Source organism: Variovorax terrae (assembly GCF_022809125.1).
Lineage (GTDB): Bacteria > Pseudomonadota > Gammaproteobacteria > Burkholderiales > Burkholderiaceae_C > Variovorax_A > Variovorax_A terrae.
The window spans coordinates 336,075-353,437 of sequence record NZ_JALGBI010000003.1 but is presented as its reverse complement, the minus strand read 5'-3'; the positions used below and the strand labels follow the sequence as shown (position 1 = coordinate 353,437).

The window sequence follows — 17,363 nt, the reverse complement described above, 5'->3', positions numbered from 1 at the left end:
CGTGTCAATCGTAATTGCTGAACCGGCTGGGCGTGGTCACCTGCTCGCGCAGGTACTGGTAGCGCGGGATGCTCTGCTTGAGGGTCTGCAGCGGGCTGGAGCCCACGCGGGCGAAGCCGACGAATTCGAGCTGGAACAGGATGCGCGTGCTGGCCGTCGTGGTGCCGCTGGTGGTGCGGTCCAGCACCACGCGGCCCAGCCAGCAGCCCGCATCGTATTCGAAGCCGATCACCGCATCCACCAGCCGGCGGTCGTACATGCTGTAGTTCAGGCGCCCCACACTGTACCAGCGGCCCTCGCCCAGGCCACGCCCGCGGCCCATGTCCTGGTCCTTCTGGCCCCACAGGTCGTTGATCGGCCACTGCCAGCCGACGTCGATCTGCTCGCTGGTGCCGCGCTGCAGGCGGTAGGCCACGTTGAAGACCCGGTAGTTGCCGGGGTTGTAGCGCGCACCGATGGTCGAGCGGGTCGAGGTGTGCGTCTGGGGATTGAACTGCACGGTGGAATCGACCATCCACTTCGGGCTCCAGTTCACCGTGGCGCCGAGCAGCAGGTCGCTGACACCGTCGGCCACCGGCGTGCCGCCGGGCAGGGTGACGTTCTGGGGCTTGAAGCGCAGGCGCTGGGCGATGCCGAAGCGCGCGGCCTCAGCGCCCGAGTCGGGGTCCAGCAGGCGGGTCGTGACCCCCAGCGTCAGCAGGTTGTTGTCCGCGATGCGGTCGTTGCCGCTGAAGGCGTTCTCGGTGTAGACCGTGGCGAAGTTGTAGTCGTTGGCGGCCGTGTCGTAGACCGGCAGCAGGCTCTGATCGCGAAACGGCGTGTACACGTAGAACGCGCGCGGCTCCAGGGTCTGCCGAAACGCGCGGCCGAAGTAGCTGGCGTTGCGCTCGAACACCAGGCCGCTGTCCAGGCTGAAGGTCGGCACCACCCGGCTGGCCGTGGTGGCGCCGTTGGCCAGCGGCGCCTGGAACTGGTAGTTGGTGGCGTTCATCTGCAGCTTGGGCGTGACGAACCAGCCCGGCGCCAGCCAGGGCCGGCTGATCTGCGCCAGCGCGAAGGTGCGCTTGGCATTGGGCTGCAGGGTCAGCGTAGGGTCGGCCTGGAACTGGGTGTAATCGCCGTCGACGGAAAAATCGAACCCGCCGACATTGACGCGCGCATACCGGGCCGCCAGTTGCGGCAGGCGGTTGTAGGGCGGCACGATCGGCGCGGTGACGTCCTGCAGGGTCTGGTAGTTCAGCGTGCGCAGGGTGGCGAAGAAGTCGCCATGCGCCCATGACATCGAGGCGTCGCTGGGCAGCAGGCGCTGGGTCAGCGAGGCCGTGGTGCGCGGGAAATCCCGCCAGTAGTTGCTGTCGCTGACCCGGTTCAGGTTGAGGTTCAGGCCCAGGGTGCCGAGACCGGTGATCCCGGTTTCCAGGCCGCCGGAATGCACTGCGGCATAGCCCCAGCGCTGGCGGTCGCGCAGCGTGTCGGTGGGCATGTAGTCGGCGCGCAGCTGGCCGCGGTAGAGGGGCTCCAGGTAGCGGAACTCGCCGCCCAGGCTGACGCCGCGCTTGGTCATGAGGGTGGGGAACAGCGTGGCATCGCGGTTCGGCGCGATATTCCAATAGTAGGGCGCCGTCACTTCCAGGCCGTTGAGGCTGTCCGGGCCGACGGTCGGCGGCAGGAAGCCGGACTTGCGCCCATCGTTCAGTGGAAAGCTCAACGACGGGATCGGCAGGATCGGCACGCCCTTGAAGCTCAGCGTGGCGCCGGTGGCCACGCCCTCGCCCGAATCGTTGTCCAGGCTGATGCTGGCCGCCCGCAGGATCCAGTCGGGCATCCAGCTCGGGCCGGGCCGGCGCTGGCAGGTGGTGTAGCTGGCGTTGCGCATGATCGCGCGCTTGTCGTCGATGAAGTCGATGCGCTCGGCCTCGCCGTAGGCATCGTTCTTCAGGAAGTGGTAGCGCGGCTCGTTGAAAAAACCCTCGAACGCATCCAGCTTGAGGTCTAGCGACGGGCCTTCGTAGACATTGCCGGCGCGGTTGATGTGCACATTGCCGCGGGCCTTGGCCAGATCGTCGGGCTGGTAATAGTCGAGCCGGTCGGCGCGGATCACCGTGTCGCCGCGGCGCAGCTCGGCGTGGCCGTCGATCACGGTCTCCAGGTCGGGGCGGCCCGACAGGTGGTCGCCCGACAGGAAGGTCGGCAACTCCTTGCGCGCCGCCGCGGGGATTTCGTCCTTCAGCAGCGGGCTGCGCCTGAGCGTGAGCGCCTCTTCGCCACCCGGCGCCGCCGCCTGCGCACGCGCCGCGCCGGCATGCAGCAGCGCCACGGCCACCAGGGCCACCGGCGTCAGGGCGAAACGGGAACGGGACGCCTGGCGTTTCAGGTCGTGCATCGGTGAGGGCATCGGTCAGGTCAGTGGGTCTGGCGAACGGACGGGCAGGGCGCAGGCGGAGAGCGGGTTTGTAGAATGGATTATCCATGAGCCACCCTGCTGCCCCCGCCCCCGTTTCCAGCGCCGCCACCGCACCCGCCATCGCCTGGCCCGACCCGCAGCGCGAGGCCGATTTCACCACCTGGCTCGAGGGCCTCGCCCGGCAGCACCGGCTCGACGCCGCCAGCCTGCGTCCGGCCTCGGCCGATGCCAGCTTCCGCCGCTATTTCCGGATCGACGCGCAGCCCGGCGCCGCCTTCGCCAGCAGCATCATCATGGACGCCCCGCCCGCGCAGGAGGACTGCCGGCCCTTCGTCCAGGTGGCCGGCCTGATGGCGGCCGCCGGCCTGAACGTGCCGCAGGTGCTGGCCTGGGACGAGGCGCGCGGCTTCATGCTGCTGAGCGACCTGGGCCGCCAGACGATGCTGGAGGTGATCGACCCGCAGGACGCACCGGCCAGCCAGCCGCTGTACCTGCAGGCGGTGGACGCGCTGGTCACCTGGCAGCAGGCGTCGCGCCCCGGCGTGCTGCCGCCCTACGACGCGGCCCTGCTGCAGCGCGAGCTGGCGCTGTTTCCTGACTGGTACCTGGAAAAGCACCGCGGCCTGGCGCTCACGCAGGCCCAGCGCGCCACGCTGGCGCAGCAGTTCGAACTCATCGTCGCGCGCAACCTGGCCGCGCCCAGCGTCTATGTGCACCGCGACTTCATGCCTCGGAACCTGATGATGCCGTTGGCCGGCGATACCGGGCACGCCCTGGGCGTGCTCGACTTCCAGGATGCCGTGTACGGCCCCATCACCTACGACATCGCCAGCCTGATGCGCGACGCCTTCCTGAGCTGGGACGAGGATTTCGTGCTCGACATCACCGTCCGCTACTGGCAGCAGGCGCGCCGCGCCGGCCTGCCGGTGGGCGACGACTTCGGCGAGTTCTACCGCAGCGTGGAGTGGATGGGCCTGCAGCGCCATCTCAAGGTCGCAGGCATCTTCGCGCGCCTCACGCTGCGCGACGGCAAGCCCAAGTACTTGGCCGACACGCCGCGCTTCATCGCCTACATCCGCGCCACTGCGGCCCGCTACCGCGAACTGACGCCGCTGCTGCGCCTCGTCGACCAGGTGGAAGGCTCGCAGGCGGCCGTCGGCTACGCCTTCGGGCGGGTCTGAAGGCCGGTGCCGGGTCCATTCACCGGTTTTTCAAGTCAAAGCGGCGGATGTCCAGGAGCACCGGTGCTTTTCCGCTACCAAATCCATAGCAATCCGAGCCGCTACAGCTCATGCGCGTAGACGATGAATCCCTTGTGCTCGGCCACCTTGTCGTACAGCGCCCGGCCCGGGGCATTGGAGGTCTGCGTCTGCCAGTACACGCGCGAGCAGCCCGCCTCGCGCGCCGCCCCGTAGACCGCCAGGATCAGCCGGCGGCCGACCCCCTGGCCGCGCAGCGACTCGGCCGTGAAGAGGTCCTGCAGGTAGCAGACGTCGTTCAGGCGCGTGGTACTGCGGTGAAAGAGATAGTGGACCAGCCCCACGACGCGCCCCTGGTGCTCGGCGACCAGCGCATGCACCGGCTCGCCGGCCGTGAAGAAACGCTGCCAGGTGGCCGCCGTGATCTCCTCCGGCAGCGCCGTTGCGCCCGCGCGTCCGTAGAAGGCGTTGTAGCCCTCCCAGAGCGGGCGCCATGCGTCGTGATCGGCGGGCTGGAGGGGGCGGACAAGCAGGCTGTCGGTCATGCCGCTATCCTAAGCGCCTGCCTGACGATCCGCGCCTGCGCTCTTTCCTTCCCTTCACCCGCCGCCCGCACCATGCCCCGCCTCCACTGCCCCGCTCCGCTCAGCCCCGGCCTCCTTCTGGCGCTGCCTGCGGGCGCGGCGCGCCACGTGCAGGTGCTGCGGCTGCAGCCGGGCGACGCGCTCACGCTGTTCAACGGCGAGGGCGGCGAGTGGGCGGCCACGGTCGAGCGCATGGGCCGCAGCGAGGTCGAGGTGCGCGTGGACGCGCACCAGGCCGTGGAGCGCGAAGCCGCGCGCGCGGTGCACCTGGCGCTGGGCATGCCGGCCAATGAGCGCATGGACTGGCTGGTGGAAAAAGCCGCCGAGCTCGGCGTGGCCAGCCTGCAGCCGCTGCTGGCCGAACGCAGCGTGCTGCGCCTCAAGGGCGAGCGCGCCGAGAAGAAGCAGGCCCACTGGCAGGCCGTGGCCGTGGCCGCCTGCGAGCAGTGCGGGCGCAACCGCGTGCCGCCGCTGCACGCGCCGCAGGACCTGCTGGCCTGGCTGCGCGCCCTGCCGGCGGCCGCGGGCGCCGGAGAAACCCGGCTGCTGCTGAGCCTGCGCAGCGGCGCCGCGCCGCTGGCGCAGGCCGTGCCGGCCGCCGGGCCGGTGCGCTTCCTGAGCGGCCCCGAAGGGGGCCTTGCGCCGCAGGAGGAAGAGGCGGCGCTGGCGCAGGGCTTCGTGCCAGTGAGCCTGGGCGCACGCACGCTGCGCGCAGAAACCGCCCCCCTGGCAGCGCTGGCCGCTCTTACACTGGCTGCATGAACCGCAATCTCTGGCTGCTGGCGGCCGCACAAGGCCTGTTTCTCACCAACAACGTCACCTTCATCGCCATCAACGGCCTGGTCGGCCTGAGCCTCGCGCCGCTGGGCTGGATGGCCACGCTGCCGGTCATGGGCTACGTGGTGGGCGGCGCGCTGTCCACCGGGCTGGTGACCCGCACGCAGGTGCGCTTCGGGCGCAAGCGGTCGTTCCAGCTCGGCCTCCTGGTCGCGCTGCTGTCGGCGCTGCTGTGCGCCTATGCGGCCTTCAGCAAGAACTTCTGGCTGCTGTGCCTGGCCACCGTGGTGGCGGGCTACTACAACGCCAACGCGCAGCTCTACCGCTTTGCCGCCGCCGAGCTGGCGCGGCCCGGCACCCAGGAGAAAGCCGTGTCGCTGGTGATGGCCGGCGGCCTGATCGGCGCCATCGCCGGCCCCAACCTGGCAGCGCGCACGCGCGACCTGTTCGCGGTGCCGTTCTCGGGCGCCTACATCGCGCTGGCCGCCGTGGCGCTGCTGTCCATGGCGGTGCTGTCGTTCATCCGGTTCCCGCCTGCGCCGCCCCGCGCATCGGCCGCCAGCGGCCGGCCGCTGGGCCAGATCATGAGGCAGCCGGTGTTCATCGTCTCGGCGGCGGCCGGCGCCCTGAGCTTCGGCGTGATGAACCTGCTGATGGCCTCCACGCCCATCGCCATGCAGCAGTGCGGCCTGCCGTTCGCCGACGCCGCCTTCGTGCTCGAATGGCATGTGATCGGCATGTTCGCCCCGGGCTTCTTCACCGGCCACCTGATCAAGCGCTTCGGCACGCTGCCCATCATGGGCCTGGGCGTGCTGCTGAACCTGGCCTGCATCGCGGTGGCGCTCTCGGGCGTGGACCTGCAGCAGTTCGTGGTGGCGCTGTTCCTGCTGGGCGTGGGCTGGAACTTCCTGTTCACCGGCAGCACCACGCTGTCGCTGGCAGCCTACACGCCCGAGGAAAAAGACCGGGCGCAGGGCGCTTTGAATTTCTTCGTGTTCGCCACGCTGGCCCTCAGCTCGTTCTCTTCGGGCGTGCTGGTCACCACCCAGGGCTGGACGCTGCTGAACTACGGCTCGCTGCTGCCGGTGGCGCTCACGGGCGCGGCGCTGGCCTGGCTTGCGCTCGGGCAGCGCCGGCCGCAGAATGCTTGAGATGAAACAACCCCCAGGCTCCGCGCTGCGCGCTACGCCTCCCCCCTTCCGCTGCGCGAAGGGGGCGCACCCAGCGGCCTGGCAAAGCCAGTTCCGCGGGTGCCCTGGCATGGCCTGCTCCGCGGCCTTCGGAATCGCTGTGACCCGTCCCACGATTCATGCGGTGTTCTGATCACTCACTCTCTCATCCTTCTCAGGAGGTGCATCATGGGTTTACTTGATTCGGTACTCGGTTCGGTGCTCGGCGGCGCGCAGCAGCAGGGCGGCCTGGCCGGCGCGCTGGGCGGCCTGCTGGCCGACGACGGCGAGCATGGCGGCCTCGGCGGCCTGGTGGAGAAGTTCAACCAGGCGGGCCTGGGCGAGGTGATCGGCTCCTGGATCGGCAAGGGCGAGAACCTGCCGATCTCGCCCGACCAGCTCAAGGACGTGCTGGGCAGCGATGCGATCGCCGGCATCGCCGCCAAGCTCGGCATCGACCCGGCGCAGGCCTCGGGCCAGCTCTCACAGATGCTGCCGGGGCTGATCGACCAGCTCACGCCGCACGGCCAGGCGCCCGCGGGGGGCTTGGGCAATGCCGGCGACCTGCTCGGCGCGCTCGGCGGCTTGCTTCAAAAAAGATAGCACTCTACGCCCGCCCGACGCGGACATCGGGCCGTTTTCTCAGGATTTTTCCGGAAAATGCTGGTCCAGCCACTGCTGGAGCAGCGCGAACACCGCGTCGCGCTCGATTTCGTTGAATAGCTCGTGGTAGTAGCCCTCGAAGCCGCGTGAGGTCACCACCGAGGCCGGCGCGGCCGCGGCGAACGCCCGGCTGCCGGCCGGGTTGACCAACTTATCGGCCCCCGCGTACATCAGCAGCGTGGGCACGCTCCAGCGGGCGGCCTGCGCCACCGTGGCCGGCCCGCCCTCGGCGATGAAGCGCGCCAGCCGGCCCGAGATGCGGTCGTGCACCAGCGGGTCGGCGCGGTAGGCGGCCACCACGGCCGGGTCGTGCGAGAGGTAGCTGTCGTCCAGCCCGTTGCCCACGCACAGGTTGGGCGCGAAGCGCGGCAGCACGCCCACCAGCAGCTTCTGCACGGCGCTGAGCCCGGGGTCGAGCGCGGGCGAGGACATCACGAGCCCGTCCACCGGCCGCAGGTTCAGCGACACGAAGCGCCCCACCACCAGCCCGCCCATGCTGTGGCCCAGCAGGATCAGCGGCGTGGCGGGGCCGGCGCGGGCGCGCAGGCTGTCCACCATGTCGGCCAGGTCGTCGAGCAGGCGCGCGTCGCCGGGCAGGGTGCCGCGCGCGCCGCCCGATTCGCCATGGCCGTACTGGTCGTAGCCGCGCACCGCGAAGCCCCAGTCGTTGAGGCGGCGCGCCACGGCCTCGTAGCGGCCCGCATGCTCGCCCAGGCCATGCACCAGCAGCACCGCGCCGCGCGGCGCCACGGCGGCGGCCAGCGGCCAGTCGTACTGGGCCAGGTTCTCGCCATCGCTGGCGGTGAAGGTGGTCAGGCTGGCGCGGCCGGCCCGGGGCGATGAGTCGGCGGTGTCCAGCAGCATGGGGCGTTCAGGCCGGCAGTTGCGCCATCACCTGCGCCACGGCGGCGGTGAGTTTCTTGGCGTAGGGCACGTGCAGGAACTCGTTGGGCCCGTGCGCATTGCTTCTCGGGCCCAGCACGCCGCAGACCATCATCTGCGCCTTGGGGAAGCCCTGGCTCAGCATGTTCATCAGCGGAATGGTGCCGCCCTGCCCGATGTAGCCGCAGGACGCGCCGAAATGCGCCTGGGAAGCCGCGTTCAGCGCCTGCTCGAACCAGGGCGCGGTGGAAGGCGCATTCCAGCCGGTGGCGCCGCCGCCGGATTCGAAGGTGACCTTGGCCTGGTAGGGCGCGTTGTCTTCGAGCAGGGCCTTCAGGTCCTGCACGGCCTGTGCCGCGTCCACCAGCGGCGGCAGGCGCAGCGAGAGCTTGAACGCGGTGTAGGGCCGCAGCACGTTGCCAGCATCGGCGAGCGCGGGAAAGCCCTCGGCGCCGGTCACGCTGAGGGTGGGCGTCCAGGTGCGGTTGACGAGCGCCTGCACCGGGTCGGTGGTGGTGGGCAGCGCAAAGGCGGTAGAGCCGCCGCAGTCGTAGTGGGCCCAGGGAAAGCGCTTGTAGACCTCGTCGCCGAGGATGGCCGCCGTGGCCCGGGCCTGCGCCAGCCGCTCGGCGGGCACTTCGCAGTGGAAGCTGGCCGGCAGCAGGCGGCCCGTCTTGCTGTCCTCCAGCCGGTCCAGCACCTGGCGCATGATGCGGAAGCTCGACGGCACCAGGCCCGAGGCGTCGCCCGAGTGCACGCCCTCGGTGAGGATTTCCACCTTCAGCGTGCCGCTGGCCATGCCGCGCAGGCTGGTGGTGAGCCAGAGCTGGTCGTAGTTGCCGGCGCCCGAGTCGAGGCAGATCACCAGTGCCACCTCGCCCAGGCGAGGGCGCAGAGCGTCCACATAGGGCAGCAGGTCGTAGGAGCCCGATTCCTCGCAGGTCTCGATCAGGCCGACGATGCGCGGGTGCGGCGCTTTCTGCGCCTTCAGGGCCTGCACCGCGGCGATGCTGGCATAGACCGCGTAGCCGTCGTCGGCGCCGCCGCGGCCGTAGAGCTTGCCGTCCTCGTACTTGGGGGTCCAGGGCCCGAGGTCGTTGCGCCAGCCGGTGAATTCGGGCTGCTTGTCCAGGTGGCCGTACATCAGCACCGTTTGTGCGCTCTGCGCCCGGGTCGCGGCCACCTCGAAGAACAGCACCGGCGTGCGCCCGGGCAGGCGCACGATCTCCAGCGTCAGGCCCTCGACCTTCTGCGCCTCGACCCAGGCGGCGGCGTTGCGCAGCACCGTGTCGATGTAGCCGTGCTGCGCCCAGTCCTTGTCGAAGCCGGGCGATTTGGCGGGAATGGCGATGTAGTCGGTGAGTTGCCGGACGATGTCGCCGTCCCACTGGGCGGAGGCATGGGCCAGGGCGGCGGCGGCGTCGAGCGCGCCGGCGGGCATTTCGCGGTGTAGGGGAGCGTTCATCTGGGAGTTCTCCGGCAGCGTGCGGGACAGGGTCCCGGTAAAGATACGCCACTTTACGCTGCCGGCACGCAGCGCACCAGACCCCTGCGGGACAACCCTTTGACGGCGCTCCCGGGGGCCGGGCCTGGATTGACGCCGCCCTGGCTTGTTCCTATTCTTGGAACTAAATTCTTCCAGGGACGCCCATGATCCGCCGCACCGCTCTCACGCCAGGATATCTGCTGCCGCTGGCCTTGGCGGGCAGCCTGCTGATGGCGCCGCCACCGGTGCGCGCCGAGGAGCCTGCGGCGGGAACCGTCACCCCGTTCTCGGCCGCGCCGCCCGGCACGCCGCCCGGGCCCTGGCACTTCGTCACCTTGCCCAACAAGGTGGCCACCCGGTACACCATCGTCGATCTCAACGGCGAGCGCGTGCTGAAGGTCGAGGCCAACCAGTCGTACGGCAACCTCGCGCACCCCCTGCGCCTGAGCGCCTCCGACCACACCACCCTGAGCTGGCGCTGGCGGGTGGACAAACTGGTCGAGGCCGCCGACCTGACCCAGCGCTCGGGCGACGATGCCGCCGCCAAGCTGTGCCTGTCCTTCGATTTCTCTCCCGAGCATCTCGGCTTTGCCGAGCGTGCCAAGCTCCGGCTGGCGCGCTCGGCCACCGGCGAGGAGGTGCCCGCCGAAACCCTGTGCTATGTCTGGGACAACAAGCTGCCCGCCGGCAGCCGCATCGTCAATGCCTTCACGCGTCGCCTGCGCCTGATCGTCCTGCAGACCGGGCCGCAGAAGCTGGGGCAGTGGGTCGCCGAGAAGCGCAACGTGGTGGCCGACTACCAGCGCGTGTTTGGCGACGAATCGACGGGCCCCGTGCCGGACATCGTCGATGTCGTGGTATCGGCCGACGCGGACAACACGCAGGGCAACGGGCTGGCGTACTTCGGAGACATCCGCCTGGCGCCCTGAACCGCGTGAACCGCGCGCCAGCGCCTCAGCGCCAGGGCGCGAACCAGCCCAGTCCCGAGCGGGTGCCGCCGGGCTGCGCGCCCAGGCGCGGGCGGTACTCGCCGCCGATCCAGCCGTCCCAGCCGCATTGCTGCGCCACCTCGTCGATCACGCCGAACAGGTAGCCGTAGTTGAGCTCGCCGATGTCGGGCTCGTGGCGCTCGGGCACGCCGGCGATCTGCAGATGGCCGACGCGGCCCGTGGGCAGGTACTGGCGCAGCTTCATCGCCACATCGCCCTCAACGATCTGGCAGTGGTAGAGGTCCATCTGCACCTTGAGGTTGGGCGCGCCGACCTCCGCGAGGATTTCATGCGCGTGGTCCTGCCGGTTCAGGAAGAAGCGCGGGATGTCGCGGGTGTTGATGGGCTCGATCAGCACGTCCACGCCCTGCTTCGCCGCCTCGACCGCGGCCCAGCGCAGGTTGTCCACGTAGGTGGCCTGCACGGCTTCACGCGTCAGGCCCGGCGGGATCAGCCCGGCCATGGCATGGATGCGCGGGCAGCCCAGCGCCTGCGCGTAATCCAGCGCCAGCGCCACGCCGGCGCGGAACTCGGCCTCGCGCCCGGGCTGGCAGGCCGTGCCCTTGTCGCCGGCCTGGTCCCAGGCCCGGGCGATGGACGCGGCGTCGGTGCCGCCCGGCGGGCTGTTGAACAGCACCTGCTGCAAGCCGTTCGCCTGCAGCCGGGCCACGATCTCGGCCGGCGCGAAGGCATAGGGAAACAGGTATTCCACCGCGCGAAAACCGTCTTTCGCGGCCGCGTCGAAGCGGTCGAGGAAGGGCAGCTCGGGGTACATCATCGAGAGGTTGGCGGCGAATTTCGGCATGGGGATGTTCTGAAGGTTTTGGTTCACCAGCGCGCGCCGAAGGCCTGGCGCAGCTCGCTGATCTGGTGTTCGTTCAAGGGCTGGGGCCTGGGGTCGCTGAGCTGCCACAGCTTCGCGGTTTCCTCCAGCTCTTCCAGCGTGGCCATCGCGGCCGCCGGCGTATCGTGCCAGACGTTGGGGCCGAGGCGCTCGAGCATCACGGCGCGGATCGGCGTGCCGCGCTCGCCATAGCGCCCGATGGCCTGCATCACCGCCTCGGCGGCTTCGGCGGCGCCGGGGCGGTGGTAGGGAATCACCGGCACATGGCCCACCTTCATCACGAAATAGGGCGTGAGCGGCGGCAGCAGCTCCGGCTCGGCAGGCCCGAGGCTCAGGGCCACGCAATGCGTGCTGTGGGTGTGGATCACGCACCGGGTCTGGGCATCGAATCGGGTCGATGTCCGGTAGATACCGCGATGGAGTGCTATGGTTTTGCTAGCAGCTGCGCCGCCCGTCTGGCGCCCGTCGGCGTCCAGCCTGGCCAGGCTGGCCGGGTCGAGAAAGCCCAGGCAGGCGTCGGTCGGCGTGATCAGGAAACCGTCGTCCAGGCGCACGCTGATGTTGCCCGCCGTGGCATGCACATAGCCGCGCGCGAACAGGCTGTGGCCGACGCGGCAGATCTCTTCTCGGGCCCGGGACTCGTTCATCGCAGCATCGTAAAGGCTTTGGTGAAGAAGTCGTCGGTGCCGAAGTTGCCGGACTTGAGGGTCAGGTGCAGGCCCGCGCCCGGCGCCGCATCGGACGGCGCATGGCACCAGGGCACGCCCGGATCGATCTGCGGGCCGATCTGCATCTGCGCGATGCCCAGCGCCTGCACGCAGGCGCCCGAGGTTTCGCCGCCGGCCACCAGCAGCTGGCGCACGCCGCGCTCGACCAGGCCACGCGCGATGGCCGCGATGCAGCGCTCGACCAGGGCGCCGGCCTGCTCCACGCCGAGCCGGCCCTGGATGGCTTTCACCGCGCCGGCGTCGGCGGTCGAATACACCAGCACCGGCCCGGCGGCCAGCCGCGGTTCGGCCCAGGCCAGCGCCTCGGCCGCGACGTCCACGCCGGCCGCGATGCGCAGCGGGTCCACGGCCAGCGCCGGCTGGCCCGACGCGATGAACGCCTGCACCTGGCGATTAGTGGCCAGGGAGCAGCTGCCCGACACCACGGCCTGCAGGCCGCACGCGGGCGGCAGCGCGCTGGCCCGGGACGAGGGCGCCAGCCCGAAGTTGGCCGGCAGCCCGATGGCCACGCCCGAGCCGGCGGTCAGCAGCGGCAGGTCCTTCAGGGCCGGGCCGAGGCGCAGCAGATCTTCGTTCGAGACCGCGTCCACGATCGCCAGGCCCACGCCCTCGGCGCGCAGCGCGGCGATGCGCGCGCGCACCGCGGCCTCACCCTGGGCCACGACCTTGTGGTCGATCAGGCCGACCTTGCGCCGGCACTGCGCCTGCAGCACGCGCACCAGGTTGGCGTCGGTCATCGGCGTCAGCGGATGGTGCTGCATGCCGCTCTCGTGCAGCAGCACCTCGCCCACGAACAGGTGGCCCTTGAACACCGTGCGCCCGTTGTCGGGAAAAGCCGGCGTGGCAATGGTGAAGTCCGTGCCCAGCGCGTCCATCAGCGCCTCGGCCACCGGGCCGATGTTGCCCTGGGCCGTGCTGTCGAAGGTGGAGCAGTACTTGAAGTAGATCTGCCGCGCGCCGCGGGCCTGCAGCCAGCGCAGCGCGGCCAGCGACTGCGCCACGGCCTCGGCCGGCGGCACCGTGCGCGACTTGAGCGCGATCACCACCGCATCCACCTCGGCCGCCAGCGGGCCGTCGGGCACGCCGATGGCCTGCACCACGCGCATGCCGGCGCGCACCAGGTTGTTGGCAAGATCGGTGGCGCCCGTGAAGTCGTCGGCGATGCAGCCAAGCAGCAGTGGACCCATCAGCGGACCTCCAGCTTCACCGCGCCGGGGTTCTCGCGCACGTAGTCGCGCAGCACGGCCTCGAAGCCGCTGTCGGCGCGCAGGCCCAGCGCCTGGGCGCGCGCGGTTTCCACGCGGCTGGGCCAGCTGGTGACGATCTTCGCCACCGCCGGGTCGGGCTGCCAGTCGAGCAGGGCCGTCGCCGCCGGGCCGGCCACGCGCTCCAGCGCGGCCGCCATCTCGCGCACGGTGGTGCTCAGCGCGGGCAGGTTGACGGCCGTGCGCGCGCCCCATTCGGCATCGCCGGCCTCGGCCGCGCGCAGCAGCCCGCGCACGGTGTTGGCCGGCGAGGACAGCGCCACCGCCGTCTCGGGCGGCACCGGCACCGTGGCGCGCACGCCGGCCAGCGGCTCGCGCAGCATGCCGCTCAGGAAGCTCGAGGCCGCGCCGTTGGGCCGCCCCGGACGCACCGACACCGTCATCAGGCGCACGTTGCGGCCCTGCACGAAGCCCTTGCGCGTGAAGTCGGCCACCAGCTGCTCGCCGATGAACTTCTGGATGCCGTAGCTGTTCTGCGGCGTGGGCAGGGTGCGGTCGTCAATCACGGGCGGCAGCGGCTGCTCGGGCGAGTCGCCGAACACCGCGACCGAACTGGAAAACACGAACGCGGGGCGCGTGCCGAGCGCGCGGCAGGCCTGCAGCAGCGCGCGGGTAGCGTCGAAGTTGCTGCGCAGGCCGAGGTCGAAGTCGGCCTCGCACTCGCCACTCACGGCCGCGGCCAGGTGGAACACCAGCGCGGTACCGGCCGCCGGCAACTGCCCGCTGCCGATCAACGCATTCAGGTCGCCCTCGACGAACGCGATGCGCGGATCGGCGGCCAGGTCATCGGGCGGCGGCACGCGGTCGGCCAGCGTGATGCGCGCGACCGGCTGCGCCGGCGCGCCGCACAGCGCCAGCGTGTCCTGCGCGAGCAGCGTGCGGGCCAGCCGCGCGCCGAGGAAGCCGCAGCCGCCGGTGATGAGAATGTTCATGCCTTGGTCCTTTCCTGTCCTGCCGGGCCGGGCAGCTCGATGCCCGGGAAAATCTTGATGACCGCGCTGTCGTCCTCGCGGGCGAAACCGGCCGTGGACGCCTGCATGAACATCTGGTGCGCGGTGCTCGACAGCGGCAGCGGGAATTTGCTGCCGCGCGCCAGGTCCAGCACCAGGCCCAGGTCCTTCACGAAGATGTCCACCGCCGACAGCGGCGTGTAGTCGCCCGCGAGCACGTGGGCCATGCGATTCTCGAACATCCAGCTGTTGCCCGCGCTGTGGGTGATGACCTCGTACAGCGCGGCCGGGTCCACGCCCTCGCGCAGGCCCAGGGCCATGGCCTCGGCGGCGGCGGCAATGTGCACGCCGGCCAGCAGCTGGTTGATGACCTTGACCTTGCTGCCCGCGCCGGCGCGGTCGCCCAGGCGGTAGACCTTGGCCGCCATGGCATCGAGCAGCGCACCGGCCTTCGCATAGGCCTCGGGCCGGCCCGCCGTCATCATGGTCATCTGGCCGCTGGCGGCCTTGGCGGCGCCGCCGGAGATCGGCGCGTCGAGGTAGAGGATGCCTTTTTCGGCCAGCCGCGCCTCCAGCGCCACCGACCAGTTCGGGTCCACGGTCGAGCACATCACGAAGACGCTGCCCGGCCGCATCGCCGCCGCGGCCCCGCCCTCACCGAACAGCACGGCCTCGGTCTGGGCCGCGTTGACCACCACCGAGACCACCACGTCGCAGGCAGCCGCCAGCTCGGCCGGCGCGGCGCAAGCCACGCCGCCCTCGCGCGCGAAGGCCTCGGCCGCGTCGCGCCGCACGTCGCACACATGCACGGTGTGGCCGGCGCGCCGCAGCGAGGCAGCCATGCCGGCCCCCATGGCGCCCAGGCCGATGACGCCTACTTGCGGTGAATTCATGAATAAGGTTCCTTCTCGAGAAATAAGCGATGCACGCCCGGGCTGTCAGGACGGGATCAGCTGCACGTCTTCACCCGGTGCGGGCGTGTAGCTGCTGCCGCCGCGCCGGTTGATGGCGTCGTAGCCGCCATGCTTGGCGATCAATGCGGCCTGCGCGGCCTTGGCCTGGCGATCGGTCGCCTCCGGGTCGAGGTGCTGCCGCAACTCACCCTCCAGCGCCCGCAGCACGCCCGCACAGGCCGGGTCGCCGGCACGGTCGGCCAGCTCCTCGGGGTCTTCGCGCAGGTTGAACAGTTCCGGGCGAAAGCCCGTGTAGTGGATGTACTTCCAGTCGCCCTGGCGGACCATGTAGCAGGCGCTGATCGAGCCCGCCGCATGGTATTCGCTGAGAACCACGCGCTGCCGGGCTTCGGCCTCGGGCATCTGCATCGACTCGAAAAGCGATCGGCCCGGGTACGCCTGCGATGCCTGGGCCTGCGCCGGCACACCGACCGCCTGCAGGATGGTGGGCCGGAAGTCGATGTGCGACACCGCCGTGTCGCAGCGCGCCCCGGCCGCGATGCCGGGACCGGCGGCGATCATGGGGATGCCGGCCGACTCCTCGTACATGTTCGACTTGCCCCACAGTCCGCGCGCGCCCATGTTGTCGCCATGGTCCGAGAGGAAGACCACGCGGGTGTTGCGCGCCAGGCCGGTGGCCTCCAGCGTGTCGAGCACTCGGCCGATCTGATGGTCGATATAGGTGCACAGGGCGTAGTAGGAGGCGATCGCGATGCGGCGCTGGTGGTCGTCGGCAAAGCTGGCATCGAAGATGTAGCAGCCGTTGAGTGCGTCCCACCAGGGGTGCTGGAAGCCCGCGGGGCGCTTCTTCGGCAAGGTGATCGACTCGGGCGGGTACAGGTCGTAATACGCCTGCGGCGCGACCAGCGGCGAATGCGGCGAAATGAAGGAGGTGAACAACACCCAGGGCTTGCCGTGCGGGCGCTGCACCTGCGCTTGCGTCTGCAGCCAGTGGCAGGCTTCGTCCGCGATCTTGCGGTCATAGTCGGTATAGCTGGTGTCGCCCGGGCCGATGCGCGTGGCCATGTCGCGCGACTGGTAGCGCACCGGCAGCGGATCGCGCAGCAGCCCGTGCAGGTCGCCGACGCCCGCCTCGATGTGCATCGGCAGGACCTGGCGGTCGAAGCCGGTGTCGGCGGTCTCGTCGGTGTAGTGCAGCTTGCCGATCGACACCACCGGGTGGCCGTGTGCCTGCAGCACGTGGCCCCATGAGGGCACCTGGCCGTCATAGGCGATGGCGTTGTCCCAGTAGCCGGTCTGGTGCACCTGGCGGCCGGTGGCGAAGGCCGCACGGGCGGGAACGCAGATGGGCGAGTTGGTGTAGGCGTTGATGAAGCGGGTGCCGCGCGCTGCCAGGCGGTCGAGGTTCGGCGTCTGCACGGTCGGGTGCCCGTAGCAGCCCAGCATCTTCTTGTTGTGTTCGTCGTCCATCAGGACGAGCAGGTTCATCGGTTCCATCGCGGGTGTCGTCCTGGTTTCAGTTGGCGGTGGTGCCGGTGCTCTTGACGATGCGCGCCCACTTCCCGGCCTCGGCCTTCACCAGCCGCGCCAGCTCCACCGGTTCGCCGCCTTTGGCGGTGGCCCCGATCTTGACGAACTGTGCGCGCACCTCGAGGTCCTGCAGCACGACGCCGATGTCGTGGTTCAAGCGCTGCAGCACGGGTAAGGGCGTGCCGGCGGGGGCGAACAGCGCATGCCAGTTGTCCACCTCGAAATCCTCCAGCCCCGCCTCCCTGGCGGTCGGCACGTCGGGCACCGCGGGGAAGCGCGATGCCGTGGTGACCAGCAGCCCGCGCAACTTGCCGGCCTGGATCTGCGCCAGCGCGGGCGGCATGCCGGCAAAGAACATGTCGACATCGCCGGCCAGCACCGCGGTGATGGCGGCCGCGCCGCTCTTGTAGGGAATGTGCGCGAGGCGGGTTCCGGTCACGGACATGAAAAGCTCCGAGGCCAGGTGCTGAGGGCCGCCCGAGCCCGGGGAGGCGTAGTTGAGCTTGCCGGGCTGCGCCTGCGCCATCGTGACCAGGTCCTTGACGGTGCGCGCCTTCGAGTCGGCCCGCACCACCAGGATCAACGGCACCGAGGCAACCTGGCCCACGGGGGCGAAGCTGGTCTCCGGGTCGTAGCTCAGCGCCGGGTAGACGCTCCTGGCGATGGCGTGGGAGGACACCGTTCCGAGGAACAGCGTGTGGCCGTCGGGCTGGGCCCGAGCAACTTGCGCGGCGCCCACGGTGCCGGCGGCGCCGGGCCGGTTCTCCACGATCACCGGCCGGCCAAGCTGCGCGCCGAGCCGGGTGCCGAGGATGCGAGCGATCAGGTCCGGCGAGCCGCCGGCTTCCGTCCCGACCACGATCGTGACCGCCTTCGAGGGGTAGTTCTGCGCGTGCGATGCCCCTGCCGCCATGAGGAGGGGCAGCAGCGCCAGGACAAACCCTCTGCGGGCCCGCGTGAGGGGGGTCATGGCCATTCC

The 17,363-nt window shown here is 70.5% G+C and carries 16 protein-coding genes; 5 read left to right on the top strand and 11 right to left on the bottom strand.

The annotated features are described in order from the left end of the window. Positions 1-4 precede the first annotated feature (4 nt). The gene (locus MMF98_RS21085; protein WP_243309314.1) at positions 5-2,383 is read right to left on the bottom strand and encodes an LPS-assembly protein LptD; all 2,379 of its coding nucleotides are present in this window, start codon (positions 2,381-2,383) and stop codon (positions 5-7) included. A gap of 86 nt (positions 2,384-2,469) precedes the next feature. Between MMF98_RS21085 and MMF98_RS21080 the strand changes: the two genes are divergently transcribed. Beyond that, positions 2,470-3,585, top strand: a complete 1,116-nt coding sequence (locus MMF98_RS21080) for an aminoglycoside phosphotransferase family protein (protein WP_243309313.1) — start codon at positions 2,470-2,472, stop codon at positions 3,583-3,585. A gap of 101 nt (positions 3,586-3,686) precedes the next feature. Here MMF98_RS21080 and MMF98_RS21075 read toward each other — a convergent pair whose 3' ends face one another. Next, positions 3,687-4,148, bottom strand: coding sequence for a GNAT family N-acetyltransferase (locus tag MMF98_RS21075; RefSeq protein WP_243309312.1), 462 nt, complete (start codon positions 4,146-4,148; stop codon positions 3,687-3,689). A 72-nt stretch (positions 4,149-4,220) separates the two neighbouring features. Between MMF98_RS21075 and MMF98_RS21070 the strand changes: the two genes are divergently transcribed. The 3 genes from MMF98_RS21070 to MMF98_RS21060 all read left to right on the top strand — a co-directional run bounded on the left by MMF98_RS21070 (position 4,221) and on the right by MMF98_RS21060 (position 6,736). Further along, complete coding sequence (locus MMF98_RS21070) at positions 4,221-4,949, top strand: 16S rRNA (uracil(1498)-N(3))-methyltransferase (protein WP_243309311.1); 729 nt, start codon at positions 4,221-4,223, stop codon at positions 4,947-4,949. After that, the gene (locus MMF98_RS21065) at positions 4,946-6,115 is read left to right on the top strand and encodes an MFS transporter (RefSeq protein WP_243309310.1); all 1,170 of its coding nucleotides are present in this window, start codon (positions 4,946-4,948) and stop codon (positions 6,113-6,115) included. The genes MMF98_RS21070 and MMF98_RS21065 overlap by 4 nt, the downstream gene beginning before the upstream one ends. A gap of 207 nt (positions 6,116-6,322) precedes the next feature. Further along, on the top strand, positions 6,323-6,736 hold the full coding sequence (locus tag MMF98_RS21060; protein ID WP_243309309.1) for a YidB family protein: 414 nt from the start codon (positions 6,323-6,325) through the stop codon (positions 6,734-6,736). A 39-nt stretch (positions 6,737-6,775) separates the two neighbouring features. On the opposite strand, the gene MMF98_RS21055 is transcribed toward MMF98_RS21060, so the two are convergent. Together MMF98_RS21055 and MMF98_RS21050 are read right to left on the bottom strand one after the other, a co-directional pair. Next, on the bottom strand, positions 6,776-7,660 hold the full coding sequence (locus tag MMF98_RS21055; protein ID WP_243309308.1) for an alpha/beta hydrolase: 885 nt from the start codon (positions 7,658-7,660) through the stop codon (positions 6,776-6,778). A 7-nt stretch (positions 7,661-7,667) separates the two neighbouring features. Next, entirely contained in the window at positions 7,668-9,143 is a 1,476-nt protein-coding gene (locus MMF98_RS21050) for a M20 family metallopeptidase (protein ID WP_243309307.1), read from the bottom strand. Between the two features lie 185 nt (positions 9,144-9,328). On the opposite strand from MMF98_RS21050, the gene MMF98_RS21045 reads away from it, so the two are divergent. Further along, positions 9,329-10,093 carry a DUF3047 domain-containing protein gene (locus tag MMF98_RS21045; RefSeq protein WP_243309306.1) on the top strand — a complete coding sequence of 255 codons (765 nt, stop codon included), beginning with the start codon at positions 9,329-9,331 and terminating at the stop codon, positions 10,091-10,093. 25 nt (positions 10,094-10,118) lie between these two features. On the opposite strand, the gene otnI is transcribed toward MMF98_RS21045, so the two are convergent. Genes otnI through MMF98_RS21010 form a run of 7 tightly spaced genes read right to left on the bottom strand, consistent with a single transcriptional unit; the run spans position 10,119 to position 17,354 of the window. Beyond that, complete coding sequence (gene otnI, locus MMF98_RS21040; protein ID WP_243309305.1) at positions 10,119-10,958, bottom strand: 2-oxo-tetronate isomerase; 840 nt, start codon at positions 10,956-10,958, stop codon at positions 10,119-10,121. A gap of 23 nt (positions 10,959-10,981) precedes the next feature. Continuing rightward, positions 10,982-11,644: a class II aldolase/adducin family protein gene (locus MMF98_RS21035; protein ID WP_243309304.1), complete on the bottom strand. Its 663-nt coding sequence runs from the start codon at positions 11,642-11,644 to the stop codon at positions 10,982-10,984. Next, on the bottom strand, positions 11,641-12,912 hold the full coding sequence (gene otnK / locus MMF98_RS21030) for a 3-oxo-tetronate kinase (RefSeq protein WP_243309303.1): 1,272 nt from the start codon (positions 12,910-12,912) through the stop codon (positions 11,641-11,643). The genes MMF98_RS21035 and otnK overlap by 4 nt, the downstream gene beginning before the upstream one ends. Further along, entirely contained in the window at positions 12,912-13,922 is a 1,011-nt protein-coding gene (gene denD / locus MMF98_RS21025; RefSeq protein WP_243309302.1) for a D-erythronate dehydrogenase, read from the bottom strand. The genes otnK and denD overlap by 1 nt, the downstream gene beginning before the upstream one ends. Then, positions 13,919-14,833, bottom strand: coding sequence for an L-threonate dehydrogenase (gene ltnD / locus MMF98_RS21020; protein WP_243309301.1), 915 nt, complete (start codon positions 14,831-14,833; stop codon positions 13,919-13,921). The genes denD and ltnD overlap by 4 nt, the downstream gene beginning before the upstream one ends. Before the next feature lie 45 nt (positions 14,834-14,878). After that, a complete protein-coding gene (locus tag MMF98_RS21015; protein ID WP_341481331.1) occupies positions 14,879-16,342 on the bottom strand; it encodes a sulfatase family protein in 1,464 nt (487 codons plus the stop codon). Positions 16,343-16,370: 28 nt separating this feature from the next. Further along, positions 16,371-17,354, bottom strand: coding sequence for a Bug family tripartite tricarboxylate transporter substrate binding protein (locus MMF98_RS21010; RefSeq protein ID WP_243309299.1), 984 nt, complete (start codon positions 17,352-17,354; stop codon positions 16,371-16,373). Between the last annotated feature and the right edge of the window lie 9 nt (positions 17,355-17,363).